The sequence below is a fragment of the Devosia sp. ZW T5_3 genome (genome assembly GCF_044987315.1).
Lineage (GTDB): Bacteria > Pseudomonadota > Alphaproteobacteria > Rhizobiales > Devosiaceae > Devosia.
The window spans coordinates 472,742-488,400 of sequence record NZ_JBJDRE010000001.1 but is presented as its reverse complement, the minus strand read 5'-3'; the positions used below and the strand labels follow the sequence as shown (position 1 = coordinate 488,400).

Here is a 15,659-nt window from a genome sequence, read left to right as displayed (position 1 = left end):
CACATCACAGGTTTGGCCGGAGATAAGAACTCGTAAACCATGCCCACCGCACCCTGTGGATCGGGGGACGCGGTGTTCGAGAGACTCGCATATTGCTCGCTATATTGCCCTGGGTCTGGGCCTCTTCTGTCGCGCAGAGGCCGCAAAACCGGATCCCTGCGCAGCCCAAGATGCTGCAGGTGACAGGGAGGGCATCGTTCCTGCGGCGGAAACGTTGCCCTCCCGCCCCCCTGTTCTTTCGCCCCGGCCTCGCGCTATGATGTCGCTATGAGCCGCGTTCCTGATCATCCACAAAAGCCCGTTCACGCGCGCCTGGAGGCCACGACGCTTGGCCTGGCGCTGGTGGTTGACACGCCCATTCGAAACAAATCGGCGAGGCGGCTACTTGACGACATCAATCGGCAGGTGGACGAGCTCGATGCGCAAGGGCGCAAAGGTCAGACAAAGTAGCTCAATGGGCGCGAACCAGGCTGCCCAGCTCTGCGGGCCGTATCGAAATGTCACCAAGGCGAGCCAGCGCGATCGAACAGATCAGTGGGTGGCTTTACGCGCCCAAACTCCGGCGCAATAGCGCCTTCACCCGAAAAGTTGACGCCAAAAGTGGCGCTGTTCGCCGGTAGCCTTTTGATGCCTCCCTCAAGGCCGGCTGCAAGTCTCCAACGGGACACGAAGCTGTGTCGCTCGCCCTGGCAGCCCCACATACGAAATCAACGACCTCAGCTCCCCGTCAACGAATGTGATGGAGAAGCTGAGGTCGCAAGAGGTTAGAAGATCGCCAGGTACTTCAGCAGTGAGATTATCCCGATCACAATGATCACGATCTGCAATATCTGGCGGATGCGCGCCTCGATGGGCAGGCGCTGAACCAGCCAGAGGACGAGGACGATCACCAAGAAGGTGATCAGGATGCTGATTAGAACGGAAGTGCCCACAGTAGTCTCCAAAGCGCCTATCGCGCACGACTCAACGCGGGCCTCCGATCTTCGTTGCCGATAGTAAGCGAATCCAATTCGTTAGCTGCAAGGCCAAACACGCAAGCCCCGCGGTGTGTAGGAATATGGGCCACTGATTGCCCAAGCCGCCGAGGGTACGCCCTTTGAACGGATTGAGCTTTTGACATTTGTGAAAGCTGCAATTGGGGTATGTCGCCACGCCAGTCGCCGACCCCGGCTACTTTTTCTTTGAGAACGTTTGTGGAAAATCACCTGGGTGAGCATGACCGACTCATCCGAGAGGCCGGGGGTCATTCTCCCTCAGCCCGGATGGCCGAATGAAATGCGGGTTTTGTGGACATGCGAACTGCGGGGGGCAGCCCACCTCGATCCTTGATCCGGTCCAGCTAGTTCCGCACATGGTCCGCATGATTAAGACTGTCCATCAAATCGTCCGGCAGACCGTTGCCCGTATCAGGACGCGTTCCTGGGAAAATTCGCGTTCAAGCCGTTGGCGGTAATCGCTCCACCACTGCTCATCGAGTTGCTCGACCATGACCTCGACCACGATAATGCGATCTCGCTCGATAGTTGTCGCCCGCCTCCACAATCCAAGAGCGGGCTCGCGGGTATAGGCGGTAGCACCGCCGAAGCGATCGCTTAGACCAGCGACCAACCCTTCTATGGTCTCAAGCGGTATCGGCTCACCGCGGCCAGTGTCGAGTGGCAGAAAAACTTCGACGACGTTCATGGGCTCTCCCCCGGCTCCAGATCCGCATTGTCGCGCAGGCACACGATCCGCCTCCAGATAGCTTCAGCGCGATCTTCTTCACGTTCGAACCTAGCCAGCAACTCATTCTCGGGAGCATCCCAGCGTTCTGCTAGCCGCAACGTAGCGGCCGCGCGGCCGCAGGCAAGATGCAGCTCGGAGTAGAGTTCGAATAGCTCGTCTCGTTGCGTGGATAGAACGGGCTTGCGCATACCAGTCCAACTCAATTCGGCTTAGAAAGTTGTCCATTTGGATCCCACCATCCTTGGTTTTTGACAAGCTAACACCTGGCCGCTTTTGCCAGTCAGAGTTCCGTCCGTATTTTGCCTGTTCGACCGGAAGATCTGAAACGGGTTGCGAGGCAAACCGTTATCCCAAAGACGTAGTCCTATGGGAGAGCACAAAATGCTCCGAGTTGCCTCGATTGTCTGGGGAGTGGAGGATGTATCCAGGGCCGTTGCATTCTGGTGCGCCGCGCTCAATTACAAGCCTCGTGAGAAGCCCGATATTGATTGGGCAGTTCTGGTTCCGATTAGCGGTGAAGGCGTGCAGGTCGCAATTGACAAGGCAGATGAGCGAGCAACTGGTCACCGTCCCCGGCACCATTTAGACCTTTACGCTGATGATCCAGCGCGGGAGGTTGATCGTCTTCTGAAACTTGGTGCCACCAGGGTTGCCCGAGACTATCCACCCGATGCCGACTTTGTCGTGCTCGCAGACCCCGATGGCAACCGCTTTTGCGTCGTTCAGAAATAGCGAGCTTCGCCGACGGAGGCCCGCGATGTCTGTTTCCGTTTCCTGCCATTGCGGCAGGGTGTCAGTACCTACTGGTGGCGCATGATCGCAGGTGGGCAGCACTTCTGTTCAACTGCGGAACGCCCTTGTGCGGCCGCCGGCAAATTTTGGCCTCTGTTCTGTTCGGCCAAGCCAGCAGACAATTATGGCACACGGTCATAACGCGCGCTGCTGCTGCCAATATATTCACGATGCGCAAGGGCCCCAATGGCGAGATGGCGAACAGTCCCTGACAAAGACACCCCTGCCTCGGTAATACTCAACCTGTGGCGGCGTGGTGAGGAGCAGCAGGTTTCCCGAGCATGCAGGAAGCCTGGGGGAGGCTCCTCGACTATGTCGTCCGTGGCGTCGGCAGCGTCCTTGATTTTCTCAATCGGACCGGAGTCCGCCTGTTGCCGGAAGCTATCTGAGGCGGAGGGCAACTATCCGACCTGCAGCTCCTGAAAGCTGCCGATCCGCAACCGGCCCCGAACCAGATGCTCCCTAATGAAGCACTTTCGGCCGTTACGGCAGCGGTCGTGGGGATGGTTCGCGCCCCATGCCCCTATTCGGTGACGTCACCCCGCTGAGCCCGTCGGGCTCACAAGAGCTTCCCGTAGTACGGCTAGATTGCGGATATGAAGATCCGGATATCGTCGCGGGGCTGGCGCGAAAACAAAGCTGCCCGGACCATCGGCAAGGAACATCAACAGCTTGGGCGAGGACCATTGTGGCGGCGATCTTCTCTGCCGAGGGGGCGCGGGGTGTCGCTGCTCGCTGCCTTCTGACCAGACCAGCTCCGGCTGCACCTCTCGGCAACGATCACATTGAGCCTAAGTTCGGTCCGGTCGCGGGTGTCACGCAGAAACTGCGGGTCGAGATGGGGTTGTGCCAGCAGGTCGTGGCGCCTTCTCTGGTCGGATAGTCCGTGCGGATCTCGTTGAGCCGCCAAACGCCATCTTTGATATAGGTTACGCTGCGGTCGCCATCTGGCCAGACATAGACGTTGAGCCCGATCTGTTCGCGGCTCTGCTTCATTTCGTCTGCCGCTTGATAGATGACGAGGCCACGACAGGGCCTTTCGGATACGACCTCCCCGACGGCGGACCGAACTTGGCAGGTGAAGGCATCAAAAGGTAGATCCCCGGTGCTCCATTCTTCGAGGAGCCGCTCACTTGCCCTGCAGGCTTGGGCGATACCGTCCATGCAGCCCATGTCAAAGGCACGTGATGCCTCGGCAAGGACAAGGGATGGCTCGGCGTCTTCACCATCCTCCCGATGGGCGAAGACTAGCGGCTGTGTCGGCATCTCATTTTGGCGGACCGTTTCAATGAGCATGTTGCCATAGTTCAGGCAGGCTTCGCCATCGGTCGTGCTGACCCTGGGGTGAAAGCACCCCCGCTGATAGCCAAGAAGTGCACCCGATGGATCGGCGGGCAGGCCCAGCCCCTCGGCGAGGATATTTCCCACCAGTTTGCAGGCATAGGGCGCGGTCGAAATATCGTCACCTTCACAGACAAAGTTGGCCCAGACCAGCGCATCTTCCAACTGCGCATTCTGCGTCAGCGCCATTTTCGCAGCGTCGTAGCAGGCCCAGGCATCTTGACCACCCTGCCCGTCCATCAGGCTGACGCAAGCCTCGGCCAAAACCGAAAGCGGGTTTTCGTCATCGCCAGCCATCGCCAGCGCATCGGCAAGCTGGCTGCAGGTATTGCCGGCATCCTGATTGCCCTCTCTGCAGCCCATGCGCAGCACCGCCATATAGGCCTTGGGCTCGTCGCGCCCGGGGATCGTTATCCCGCCGTAATCGTGTCCCGACTTGCCGTAAAGCTGCGCCAGCGCCTGACAGCCATTGCTATTGGCAGGCGAACACGCCTCGTTCAACATCGCCTCGGCCGTCGTCAATCCATCTGGAGCCTCTAGCGCGGCATAGCTGTGCAGCGCCCAGATGCAGTCCTGGTAGGCGCCGTTGCCCGGCGTCCGGCAGGATTGGGCAAGGCGCTCATATCTTGGGCGCAGCAACGAACGGGTCTCTGAAAATGTTGGGTCAAGAATGCTGTCAAGGCTATCACAGATACTGTCCTTCTGGTCTTGGACGCTGCAGAGCGCGATCGCGCTGGCGGTGGCCTGCCGCCGATCCGAAACAGACCAGTAGTCGGGCATTGCAGCCATCGTGCCACAAGCGGGTGGATCCCCTGCGGAACAGCCATCGGTGAGCACCGAGACCGCTTTGGCGACCCGGTCGGCGTCGAGGTTTGCGTGAGTGCCATACTGCAGGAAGTCACGATAGCTATAGTATGCCCGGACGCAGCTGCGTTGATTGGGCTCGCGCGCGCCCATGGTGCAAAGCTCGGTCTCGATTCCAGCGATGGCAAAGCGTTCATCCCCGGAAAGACCTGACCCGCGCGCCTGAACAACGCGATCAAAGTTCGAAGCCAGTTCCTCGCAGATCCACGCAATGCCTTGTTTGCAGGCTGTAAGATTGGCCGCAAAATTCGATGCAGCTTCCACCAGCGACGCGGGGCGGTCCGGTGCCGTCCCCCGAGCCAGAAGGATGCAGCCGAACCGATCCTGCTCATCGCATAGCAGCTTGGAGAGTTCGGTCGTAACGCGCCCGGTGCTTTCAGAGGTGCCCGCGAGTGCCCGAGTACGGGCGAATTCCAGCGTATTATCCAGCCGATTAACCGCCATCCGGCAGCCGTACAGATCACCGGCCAAACACCCCAACAGCGAGTAACGAGTTACGACCGCAGGGCCGCGATCTGTCCCATCGGGCTCGTCATAAATCAGATCTGCAAAACCTGTGCAGGCAGCGCCAAGACCCAGGTCGCAGGCCTGTTTCATGGCCTGGGGATCTTCGAGTCTGCGGCCGTTTGCGAGTAAATCCTGTGCGCTCAAAAGCCGGGCGGCGTTATTTTCAGACGCGCTGTTGTCCACCAACGCGAAGCTCGATCCGTCGTAGAGCAGCGCCTCAGCGAAATCGGCGCCAGACACGCAAGTGCTGCCATTCGGCAACTGGTCGGCAACCTCGGTGCTAAGCAGACCTGCCGTCAGAGCGTACCCGCCGGACTGCAGGCGGTAGCTCGACATCACAGCGGCAAAATCCAGCGCCGAACTTGCTTGTGCGTTCAATGCGTCGACCGTATCGGCGTAACCGAGCACCAGATGGCAGGTGTTGGGCGGAGCGATATATGACTGCAAACGACTGTCGCTTGCGACCTCGGCTCGCGCAGGATCGCCACAGAAATGGCGGACCTCCTCAACAGGCAGATAGCCTGTGGCCCGCTCAAGCCCGCGACCGGTGGCATAGTTCAGCGCAAACCACGCGGTTTCATCGGCCGCGTAGGTGACATCTACTAGCACCACCTGCTCGCCAGTCTCCACCATCAGGGCCTCGGCTCCTCCGGGGGTCACTCGCATTGCCTGCGCAGTGCAGACGTGGCGAACTTCCAACGACTGGTACGGTGCCATGTCCTGAGCGAGCGCCGAACTCGGCGCGACCGCCGCCAGCATAAGCAGGATCGGCAGGTGTAAAGCGGTTTTCATCATAAACGTATCCATAGCCTCTTAGAGCAAAACCAACCGCCTGGCAGTTTGCCGAAGTGCCGGAGTGATCAATGATACCGGCGAGCTAGCGCGCCCCAACTATCCATCGCACAATCCGCTCGGGTGTTCACCCGGTGATGCCCCTCTGTTCGCCGAGCGCTCCTATGCTACAGAGGCAGAAAATGAAACAGCTTCGGGTTGAGCATGCAGAAACGAATTCTCGTCATTATCGGGCTGGTCCTCCTCGGTTTTGGTGGTTACCGACAATTCTTCAGTTCAGATGTAAGCTCTGTCGATCAGACGCGGTGTGAACAGCTAGTGCGGAGTCAGAACAGCGATAGTGCCGAGGCGCTTACCCTCCTGCTCCCCAAATGTAGTGACGCGGGCATGGTCGCAATGATGGACGCTCAGGCCTCAGGCGATGATGCCCAAGCGGCGGCACGCCGTATTTCGGAAGCCAATCAGGACGAGGTGAGTACCCATTTGCTCGACTGGGCGATGATCGGAGCGGGCGCGGTGGCGCTGGGCGCCGGCGCAGCCATTGGCGGTCGCAGGACACGATCGGGAGATGCCTGAGTTCCCCCTGACGAGAGTGCCTCGCCGAATATGGTTGCTGATCTTGATGATACTCATTGGAATCGCACCACTGGCCTCGGTCTTTCTGGCCGGGCTCATCGCCGATCTCAATGGGTGCGGTCTGCACGAGGGTTTCGTGCAGCCCTGCATCGTCCTTGGGACAGATATTGGCGGTTTGCTCTACAACATGACTGCGTTTGGCTGGCTCATGCTGATCTCGCTCTTTTTCCTGGCGGGGGGGCTGCTGGGTCTGGCCAAGGAAGGCCTGCTGCTGATTTTGCGCAGGGTCATAAGGCGATAACTGCCGTCATCAATGCCATGAGAGCGACATAAGTATGAACGTCACCGACTGCAAAGCGCCCCGGTATCGCCATGGCGCTGCTGCTGTTCTGGGGATTGAGCAACGAGACCCTGCATCACTACTGGAGTCGGTAATGCCTCATTGGCGCCGATTTGCTCAGTAGGCTGCCCATCTCAAAAAGAGGGTAATGTCGATGAATCGGCTCATGTGGGTTTGTGCTGCCGCGTTGGCGGCGTCGCCGGTCGCTGCCTGGGAGTTGGATAGTAGCGACGCCAAGAAGGCCTGGAGCTATACGGCCTTTCAGGCCGACAAAACTGGCGGCGTCGAGTTGCAGTTCTTTTGCGACCATAATTACCCCGACGATATCCAGATGCTGTTGTTTACAGCTGTGGATGCCCAGGAGGGTGACAAGGAGCGCCCAGGAGTAGCGGTGAGTGTTGTTGTCAACGGAACAAGTTTCGACGATTTGAATGGCTATTACGATGCTGTGGAGGGCGAGCGCACCGTGGTCGTCGACACACTGGAGGAAAGTCGTCTGCGGCAGGTCCTTGCGACGGCTCGCGGTGCCACCCAGCCGCTCCAGATACTCTACGACGGACGGTCTCAGCGTTTCGGGATCGACGGCATTGTCGAGACCTTGGACCGCTTCGTAGGGGGCTGCGAGCGCAGCTAGACGATCAACGCACTGCGCCTTGGGGAGACGCGTCCCCCTTGGAAGGGCATTTGGCGGCCGGCATTCAATCGCCGGCGGAGCCCGCGGCTTCAGGCAAACGTTCCCAAATGCCGTCGCCAACTTCGCCTCCGGCGCCGATTTCAAAACGGACGTCAACGCGATAGGCGCCGAATTCATGCAGCCCGCTCGGCACAGCCTCGTCACCGGCAAGCCGCACAACCAGATGCGGATGGGGTTCAGTCATAAAGCTCAAATCGAAAATGTGGTTGCCAAAGCGATCTTGCAATACCCACCTCTTTGCCTGGCTTGAACCGTCCAAACCGAACCGCGTTCAGATCTCGAACCGATGGCGATCTTCACCTTGGGAAGTGCCCAAGCAATTCAGACGGTAAGCAAGCATGCAATCATGTAAACTTGAAGGGCAGAACCAGTGTGAGCGGGTTTCCGGGCGTCTCACGGAAACCGTGATGCAGATAGAAGCCCTTAGCCTGGTCATGAAGAGCATGAACCAGGAGCCCGCGGACCCCAATTATTTCCAGGGCTGATTGTGCTCTCAGAACGGAGTCTTTCAGGAGCGCAGTTCCGAGCCCCTGCGCCTTGTATCGCTGATCGACCGCAAGTCTGCCCATCAGGATCATCGGCAAAGGATCCGGCATACCGTGGCGCAGTGCCCTAGGTGCCTCTTTCAAGCTAATTGCCGCGGAGCTGAGGCAGTAATACCCTGCCACCTGGCCACCCTCAACTGCGACGTAGGTCCGAGAAACACCCGCCGCCTGGTTGGGCAGAGCCCGGGTTTTGAGCCAAGTGTCGAGAACAACCTCGCCGGAGGAAAAGTCCTCAAGCCTATGCTGCTCGGAAAGTCGGGAAGGCGCCTGCAAAAATTATTGGCCCCAGGGCGAAGGCGCACTCATCAAGCGCTTGTACCCTTCGGGCTCTGGCCCCCTATCAAGAACATCCAGGAACTGAGCGTAGGCTTGCGCGTCGAGTGCGATGAAAGCCTGGTCCAGCAGCTTGTCTTCTGCTGCTGCCATGGCTGCCTCCACCATGAATTCGGTGCGGTTCTTACCGGATAGCTTGGCCGCCCGGTCGATCATAAGCTGCGCCTCTCGCGGAATCCGCAAGTTGATTGGGACGGAAGTGCTTATTTTTTGGTCTTCTTTTGCCGGCATTTGTCAAACCTCTAGCAACATAATAGCACAATGTATGTACGTTGTGTAGAAATTTCAAAAAGGCTTCCGAGGCGCTCCATCCGGTGAGATGCGTCACGTTACGCGCTACAGGCCGAAAACTGCCTTCTCGTAGACAGAAAATCTATCCTCGGGTGCAATCTTTCGGATTTCACTTTTTCGTCCTAAGCCATTTTCTTTCTTGTTCAATTCCGTTGGAGAGACGGAATTTCGATATTCCTCCGGAGCCGACTAGGTTTTTGAAATAAGCGCTCGCAGCGTATGCCAATCTCTGTAACGCGAAGCGTGCCGGCAGGACGGGATTGGTAGAAGTGAGCACGTTGATAGAATTTCTAGTCGTCTTCTGTAGAGAAATATGTCGCCGGCTATGCCTGCGTCCGTGCTTCTTTGCGAGCGATTTAGCTCACCCTTCTAGTGTTAAATATGAGTTTTCTAGCGTTACGGCATTCTGGAAACCCAGCCCAACGCGGACTGCGTTGGGCAGACAGTGCCTAACTGGAAACGTTTTGCTGTGCCGCTGAGTTTGCCGCTGCCTTGCCCCCAGAAAGGTCAGGCTGTTCTGAACCACTCTGCCCAAGCACCAAATCGACACAGCGTCTCACCGCATCCTGGCGGCTGACATACCCAGGTTGATCCACGATCCACGCATCAATGCGGGCGATCATCTCAGAGGTCATGCGTATGGTAATTCTCTCGTGCAAATCGATCCATTCCTTGCGTGATGCGATGCATCTTAACACTCACGTGCGGCACGCTACTAGCTTGCCGCACGCCTGTGCCCGTCGAAAGTGATCTAAATTGGCGACACTTCGACGCGCTGATCGCTTGCGACAGTTAGCCGACCGGGGCACAAGGGCCTTCGGCTACAAGCTAACCGTTTCGATGTGGCTCCGTTCCGACTTTGTGCTCGTAAGGGTATGGACCTCACCCTATCCTCACGACTCCGCCTGTGGCGTTTGAGGGGCAGGGTCAGCTTGGAGAATACCGGCTCCATGGCATCCAATGCCTTGGCGTCGAAAACAAATTCCGGCCAATCGGGATGTTCCCAGTTCCAAGTCATGAGCTATAGCCGAGCCGTTCTATAGCTCATTAATTATGGAAATAGTGAGCTATAGCAACAGGGTCTATAACTCATCCTGGGATGTTAGCGAGCCTCAGGGGTTCTGTTCGACAAGCTTGTTTCCTTCCAAATCTCGAAATCTCTGCGATGCTGCTCCTCGGTCATTGGGTATAGGCCAAGCACCGAGGCCCCGTCTTGAACGCGCTCGAGCACAAAGTCCTCGTAGCGCGTCATGGACACCGCCTCCTCAGCGATCTCCTCCACGATACCAGAGGGAATGACAACGACCCCTTCGCCATCGCCGACAAGGATATCTCCGGGCCATACCGCGACATCACCACAACCGATCGGTACATTGATATCGAGCGCTTGATGCAATGTGAGATTGGTTGGCGCGGAAGGCCTCTGATGATAGGCCGGGAAAGACATCCGGCCGATTTCCGGACTGTCACGAAAACCACCGTCGGTGACCACACCCTCGACACCGCGCCGCATGAGGCGTGTCACCAGGATCGAACCGGCGGACGCGGCACGGGCATTCTGCCGGCTATCCATCACCAGAACTGAACCGGCCGGACATTGTTCGACGGCCTGCCGCTGAGGATGAGCGCGGTCCTGGAACACTTCAAGCGGATTAAGATCTTCCCGGGCGGGGATATACCGCAGCGTGAATGCGGGTCCCACCATAGTGCGAGTGACGCTGCCGACGGGTCGAACATCCTGGATAAACTGGTTGCGCAACCCGCGTTTGAACAGGGCGGTGCAAAGCGTTGCTGTGCTGACGCCGCGCAATTTTTCGCGGGTGGCTTCGGAGAAGTCGGGCATCGGATATCCTTTGTTTCGGCCTACCAGCGGGGTACGCGGCGCTCGTAAGTGGGGTCGAATTGTTTCATATAAGCGGTGTCGTCGCGTTCGGAGACGCCGCCGGTTTCGTAGAGAGCGGCGAGTTTGGTGAGTTTATCCCGATCGAGCGTTACGCCGAGGCCGGGCCCTGTTGGCACGGCCAACGCACCATTCTCGAACGCGAAGAGATCGCCTTCCAAAACGTCAACGCCCGTCCAGGGATAATGTGTGTCACAATCATAGCCGAGGTTGGTTGAGGCGGCGGCGACGTGGGCCATGGCCGCTAGCGTGATGCCGAGATGGGAATTGGAATGCATGGAGACGCCAAGCTCGAGCGCCTGACAGAGCTTGCCCAGATGGGTCGCGGCGCGCATGCCGCCCCAATAGTGATGGTCCGCCAGCACGATTTTGACGGCGCGCTTGCGATAGGCCTCGGCGATCTGGTCGAATTCGAGCACAACCATATTGGTGGCAAGCGGGATGGAGGTGGAGGCTGCGACTTCGGCCATGGCGTCCATGCCGACGACCGGGTCTTCAAGATATTCAAGCACGCCTTCGAGTTTTTTGGCGATGTATTTGGCCGTTTCGACGGTCCAGCCGCCATTGGGATCGATGCGGAGGGGATGGTCGGGAAAGGCCTCGCGCAGCTTGAGCATGGTTTCGACTTCAAGATCGGGATGCAGCACGCCGCCCTTGAGCTTGAGCGATTTGAAGCCATGCAGGCTGACGAAGCGGCGGGCCTCCTCGACCATTTGGTTAGGGGTCAGCACCTCGCCCCATTCGTCGGGCGATTGCCCGAGATGGCCGGCGAATTTGAAGAAGAGATAGGCGCTGAAGGAGACGCGATCGCGCACGGCGCCGCCGAGCAGGTCCGAGACGGGACGGTTCAGTAGCTTACCCTGGATATCCATGCAGGGCACTTCGAAAGCCGAGGTGGCGACGTCGGTTACCTTGTGATCGGCCACGGCGGATTTGGCGTTGATGCCGCCGCCTTCGGGAATGGCGGCCAGTACGCGAGCATGCAGTTCATGCAGGTGGAAGGGATCAAGGCCCACCAGTGCGGGGGCGGCGCGGCGCAGGCCGGCTAGGGCTTTGATGCTGCCATAGCTCTCGCCGAGGCCAATGGTGCCGTCGTCGCAGACCAGCTCGATAATAGTACGCAGTGCATAGGGCTGGTGCACGCCCTTGCAGTTGAGCAAGGGCTTGTCGGGGATGGCGACGGGCGTGAGGCGAACTTCGGCAATACGCATGTTGTTGTTCCTGGTTACCACCACGAGCGGGCGGCCTGGAGCGCCTGATCCAGCGGGGGTAGTTCATTGTGCCAGTGGCGTTCCCATTCGAGGCTGATGGGAAGAGGCCCGGCGGCCTCAAGCAGCGGCATGAGGGTAGCCATGGGGAAGTCGCCCTGCCCCGGCAGCACATAATGGCGGCCATCGGCGCACAAGGCGCTGTCCTTGACGTGGACGTGGACGACGTGCGGGGCGATGCTCCGCCAGGTGGCGAGCGGATCGGCGCCGCCCTTGGCCCAGGTGTGGTGGGCGTCCCAGAGGATGGCGACGGTGGGGAGGCGCGTGACGAATTCGGACAATTGGGCGGGTTGGGCCAGGGCGTCGTGGGTTTCGATCATGAGATCGACGACGAGGCCGCGTCGCTGGCGGTCGGCTTGCCATTGGGCGAGGCGCTCGCCGGCCTGGATATAGTCGGCGTCCGAGAGGATTTCGCCGCCGTCGAAAATGCGCAGAAAAGGCACGCGCGCGGCTTCGGCCCAGGGCAGGAATTGTTCGAGTTCGGCGAGGTTTTCGTCGCCGAAGAGGCGTGCGGAGGTGCCAAGGCCGGCGATGCGGATGGGCGTGTTCTCGAGCCAATGGCGGAAGCCGGCCGGGTCGCCGAATTCGGCGGCAAGGGCTTGGGGGATGTCGAGCGAGCCTGAAATCACCCGCAATTCCACGGCTGGGATACCATAGGCCTGTGCTAGTTCGGCCGCTTGGCGGACTGACAAATCGGAGCAGCCGAGGGTGGAGAAACAATGGGTCAGCGTGCTCATGCGATGCGGTCCAGTTCGGTTTCTCGCACTGCGAAGAGTGGCGGTTGGCCAGCGACGAAGCGTTCGATTTCGTTGATGGCAAGATCGGCCAGCCGGCGCAATTCATTGCCTTGGGCGCCGGCGATATGAGGTGTCAGCACGACATTGGGCAGGTCGTAGAGCGGGCTTTCGGGCGGCAGGGGTTCTGGATCGGGGGTATCGATCAGCACCCGTAGCCGGCCGGATTGGACCTCGGGCAGGAGCGCATCGTGATCGAGCAGCCAGCCGCGGGCGGTGTTGATCAGCACGGCATTGTCGGCCATCAGCGCCAGTTCTGCAGCGCCGATCATACGGTGGGTTTCGGGCAGCACCGGCGCGTGCAGGGATACAGTGTCGGACCAGGCGAGCAATGGGTGCAGGTCCATTTTGGTGGCGCCCATGGCGGCGGCGTCTTCGGCGCTGAGGAAGGGGTCGTAGACTGCGACGGCGAAATTGGCGCGCACCAGCATCTCGATAGTGAGCCGGCCGATGCGGGAGGCACCGACAATGCCGATGCGGCGGCGATAATTGCCGAGATGGGACACGTCCATGCTGATGCGGGTGCCGAAGCCGCCTGTGCCGCGCTGATCGCGGTGGGTATCGCGGATGCGGAACACGTCTTTGCCGCACAGGATAATGGCGGCGAAGGTAAATTCGGCGACCGGCACGGCCATGGCAGAGACTGCCGAGGTGATGAGGATGTCACGCTGCCAAAAGGGCGGCGGGGCGATGACGCGGACGGAGGCGGCGGCGTACGCCACCATTTTGAGATTGGGGGCGCGAGCCAGCCGGGCCTCTGTCAGGGGCGGCGCGCCCCAGGCGGCCAGCATTATGTCGGCATCGCGCAGGGCGGCAGCGCCGGCGGCGGTGTCGAAATCGGTGAAGGCGTCGCGCGAGATGATGTCGGTTACCGCTTCAAGACGCGCCCATTCCTCGGAGCCGCAGAAGCCGGCGGGCAGTTCTTCGCGCATGGCGAGCAGTAGTTTGGGTTTGGCGGTCATGAGCGCACCGGATTGGGAACGGGGCGGATGTCGATGCCGCCGATGTCGACATGGAGCGGGGCGGCGTCGGTGGCGAGGATCACTTCGAGGGTGAGGGTCGGCGGGATAGCGCCGGGCCGCAGGCGGATGGGTGGGGTGCGCAGGAGGCCGCTCCAGGCCTGGGCTGGATAGGACCAGAGCTCGCCGTCGTCGGACTTGAAAGGGGCCAGGGAGATGGATTGCAGCCCATCCTCTGCTGGATCGCTCAGGACGAGCGAGAGGCCCAGAATGGCCGGATGGGCAGGGACGGTGATGGTGCAGCTGGCTGTGACCCAGGCACCGGCGCCGGGATAGACAATGTCATCGGCCAGAACTTGGTTTGAACTGGCGGTTGCGCTGATCGACTGGTCTTGGGCGCGGGTGAGATTGCCGAGCGGGTTATTGATGGCGTCGAAGCGGTCGTCGGGCGCGACCAGACGAGGCTCGGCCTGGGGGACGAGCGAGGTTAGATAGGTTCCCAGAGCCTTGCCCACGGCGAAGCCGCCGGTGACGGAGAAATGGGTGCCGTCATTGGAGAAGCCGGCTTGCGGCGCGCCATCGGGATCGGCGGTGTCGACCCAGGGGGCGTTCCAATCGAAGACGTGGCAATTGGCATGGCGGGCGGCGAAATCCAGGCTCATCTGGTTGATCCAGTGGGCCTTGGCACGCTCGGCGCCGACCGAAGCCCATTTTTGCGTGCCGCGTGCCAGAATGGGCAGCAGGATGACCGTTTTGCCGGCGGCGAGCAGGGTCGTGGCGATACGGGCGCGGATTTCGGCGATGGTTTCCTTGGTTTCGACCATCATGTCATTGGTGCCGGCGTCGACGATGATCAGGTCGAAATCTTCGACCAGCAATCGGGCAACGCGCCGCTCGATCTCGATGGCCTTCTGACCCGAGACACCGAAATTGAGCCCGGTGAAGAAGCGACTGATGCCCGGCCGGTTGCTCGGCTCCCAGCCGGGCATGACGGCCGGATCGTGATGGATCGGACAGGCGAGACGGCCATGCGAGAGCACTTCGGCCCAGCTCATCCAGCCGCGCGCCGAGGTGGCGATGTGGCTGTCGCTGCCATTGTGGTTTTGCTGCACGAGCGACGTGCCAAGAATGGCAATTCGCCCGGCGCGCGGAATGGAGATGGCCATTACTGCCTCAGGAATAGAGCACGCCGCCATTGATGTCGTAGCAGGCACCAGTGATGTAGGCCGCGTCGTCGGAGGCGAGGAAGGCCACCAGCCCGGCCACGTCTTCAGAGGTGCCTTCGCGCTTGAGCAGGGCTGCGCCCGCCACACGTTCGCGCACTTCGGGCTTGGTGAAAGTGTCGTGGAAGGCAGTGGCGATCATGCCGGGGCAGACCGCGTTGACGCGAATGCGGGGGCCGGCCTCCTTGGCAAGGCCCCGGGTGAAGGTCATCACCGCGCCCTTGGAGGTGGCGTAGGCAATGGCGCCGGGGCCGCCGCCATCGCGGCCGGCCTGGGAGGCGAAGGTAACGATGGCGCCGCCTTCGGTCATTTTGGGCAAGACGGCCTGGGCGGTGAGGAAGAGCGAGGTGAGATTGACGCTCATCACCTGGTTCCAGAAGGTTTCGTCCATCTCGGCCATAGTCTTGCGGGCCACAAGGCCACCGGCGACATGCACCAGGCCATGGATGGCGCCAAAGCGATCAGTTGCAGCGGCCACGGCGGCGTCAACTGCTGTCTTCTGCGTCAGATCGGCCTTGAGGGCGAGGGCCTTGCCGCCGCGCTGTTCGATTTCGGCTACGGCGGAGCGGGCGCCCTCTTCGGCGCCATTATAGGTCAGCACCACATTGGCACCTTCCTCGGCAAAGCGCAGGGCGCAGGCGCGACCGATATCGCGACCGGCACCGGCGACGAGGACGGTCTTGTTGGAAAAGCGCTGCATGATGAAACCTCTGAT

Annotated in this window: 17 protein-coding genes; 5 read left to right on the top strand and 12 right to left on the bottom strand. The window is 60.2% G+C overall.

Features of this window, described 5'->3' with window-relative positions; translation table 11 throughout:
- Nucleotides 1–267: 267 nt before the first annotated feature.
- The gene (locus ACI3KW_RS02335) at nt 268–450 is read left to right on the top strand and encodes a hypothetical protein (RefSeq protein ID WP_404846748.1); all 183 of its coding nucleotides are present in this window, start codon (nt 268–270) and stop codon (nt 448–450) included.
- A 314-nt stretch (nt 451–764) separates the two neighbouring features.
- On the opposite strand, the gene ACI3KW_RS02330 is transcribed toward ACI3KW_RS02335, so the two are convergent.
- Both ACI3KW_RS02330 and ACI3KW_RS02325 read right to left on the bottom strand, forming a co-directional pair.
- Nucleotides 765–932, bottom strand: coding sequence for a Thivi_2564 family membrane protein (locus tag ACI3KW_RS02330; protein WP_262165261.1), 168 nt, complete (start codon nt 930–932; stop codon nt 765–767).
- Between the two features lie 445 nt (nt 933–1,377).
- Nucleotides 1,378–1,683, bottom strand: a complete 306-nt coding sequence (locus tag ACI3KW_RS02325) for a hypothetical protein (RefSeq protein WP_113123748.1) — start codon at nt 1,681–1,683, stop codon at nt 1,378–1,380.
- Between the two features lie 423 nt (nt 1,684–2,106).
- Between ACI3KW_RS02325 and ACI3KW_RS02320 the strand changes: the two genes are divergently transcribed.
- Complete coding sequence (locus ACI3KW_RS02320; RefSeq protein WP_404846747.1) at nt 2,107–2,457, top strand: VOC family protein; 351 nt, start codon at nt 2,107–2,109, stop codon at nt 2,455–2,457.
- 840 nt (nt 2,458–3,297) lie between these two features.
- On the opposite strand, the gene ACI3KW_RS02315 is transcribed toward ACI3KW_RS02320, so the two are convergent.
- Nucleotides 3,298–6,024: a hypothetical protein gene (locus ACI3KW_RS02315; protein WP_404846746.1), complete on the bottom strand. Its 2,727-nt coding sequence runs from the start codon at nt 6,022–6,024 to the stop codon at nt 3,298–3,300.
- A 201-nt stretch (nt 6,025–6,225) separates the two neighbouring features.
- Here ACI3KW_RS02315 and ACI3KW_RS02310 point away from each other — a divergent pair, with 201 nt between their 5' ends.
- The 3 genes from ACI3KW_RS02310 (at nt 6,226) to ACI3KW_RS02300 (ending at nt 7,571) form a co-directional block, all read left to right on the top strand.
- On the top strand, nt 6,226–6,597 hold the full coding sequence (locus ACI3KW_RS02310) for a hypothetical protein (RefSeq protein WP_262165256.1): 372 nt from the start codon (nt 6,226–6,228) through the stop codon (nt 6,595–6,597).
- A gap of 34 nt (nt 6,598–6,631) precedes the next feature.
- Entirely contained in the window at nt 6,632–6,898 is a 267-nt protein-coding gene (locus ACI3KW_RS02305) for a hypothetical protein (RefSeq protein ID WP_262165254.1), read from the top strand.
- A 193-nt stretch (nt 6,899–7,091) separates the two neighbouring features.
- Entirely contained in the window at nt 7,092–7,571 is a 480-nt protein-coding gene (locus ACI3KW_RS02300; RefSeq protein ID WP_262165253.1) for a hypothetical protein, read from the top strand.
- 64 nt (nt 7,572–7,635) lie between these two features.
- On the opposite strand, the gene ACI3KW_RS02295 is transcribed toward ACI3KW_RS02300, so the two are convergent.
- From ACI3KW_RS02295 to ACI3KW_RS02255, 9 genes are all read right to left on the bottom strand, one after another.
- The gene (locus ACI3KW_RS02295) at nt 7,636–7,890 is read right to left on the bottom strand and encodes a hypothetical protein (RefSeq protein ID WP_162740478.1); all 255 of its coding nucleotides are present in this window, start codon (nt 7,888–7,890) and stop codon (nt 7,636–7,638) included.
- A gap of 85 nt (nt 7,891–7,975) precedes the next feature.
- Nucleotides 7,976–8,449, bottom strand: a complete 474-nt coding sequence (locus ACI3KW_RS02290; protein WP_404846745.1) for a GNAT family N-acetyltransferase — start codon at nt 8,447–8,449, stop codon at nt 7,976–7,978.
- A gap of 3 nt (nt 8,450–8,452) precedes the next feature.
- Nucleotides 8,453–8,740, bottom strand: a complete 288-nt coding sequence (locus ACI3KW_RS02285; protein ID WP_404846744.1) for a DUF1778 domain-containing protein — start codon at nt 8,738–8,740, stop codon at nt 8,453–8,455.
- 1,162 nt (nt 8,741–9,902) lie between these two features.
- Nucleotides 9,903–10,643: a ribonuclease activity regulator RraA gene (locus tag ACI3KW_RS02280; RefSeq protein WP_113123737.1), complete on the bottom strand. Its 741-nt coding sequence runs from the start codon at nt 10,641–10,643 to the stop codon at nt 9,903–9,905.
- A 20-nt stretch (nt 10,644–10,663) separates the two neighbouring features.
- Entirely contained in the window at nt 10,664–11,911 is a 1,248-nt protein-coding gene (locus ACI3KW_RS02275; RefSeq protein WP_404846743.1) for a glucarate dehydratase family protein, read from the bottom strand.
- A 14-nt stretch (nt 11,912–11,925) separates the two neighbouring features.
- The gene (locus ACI3KW_RS02270; RefSeq protein ID WP_404846742.1) at nt 11,926–12,705 is read right to left on the bottom strand and encodes a sugar phosphate isomerase/epimerase family protein; all 780 of its coding nucleotides are present in this window, start codon (nt 12,703–12,705) and stop codon (nt 11,926–11,928) included.
- Entirely contained in the window at nt 12,702–13,724 is a 1,023-nt protein-coding gene (locus ACI3KW_RS02265; protein WP_404846741.1) for a hydroxyacid dehydrogenase, read from the bottom strand. The genes ACI3KW_RS02270 and ACI3KW_RS02265 overlap by 4 nt, the downstream gene beginning before the upstream one ends.
- Complete coding sequence (locus tag ACI3KW_RS02260; RefSeq protein WP_404846740.1) at nt 13,721–14,887, bottom strand: SGNH/GDSL hydrolase family protein; 1,167 nt, start codon at nt 14,885–14,887, stop codon at nt 13,721–13,723. Before ACI3KW_RS02260 ends, ACI3KW_RS02265 begins: the two co-directional genes overlap by 4 nt.
- Before the next feature lie 7 nt (nt 14,888–14,894).
- The gene (locus tag ACI3KW_RS02255) at nt 14,895–15,644 is read right to left on the bottom strand and encodes an SDR family NAD(P)-dependent oxidoreductase (RefSeq protein ID WP_404846739.1); all 750 of its coding nucleotides are present in this window, start codon (nt 15,642–15,644) and stop codon (nt 14,895–14,897) included.
- Nucleotides 15,645–15,659 lie beyond the last annotated feature (15 nt).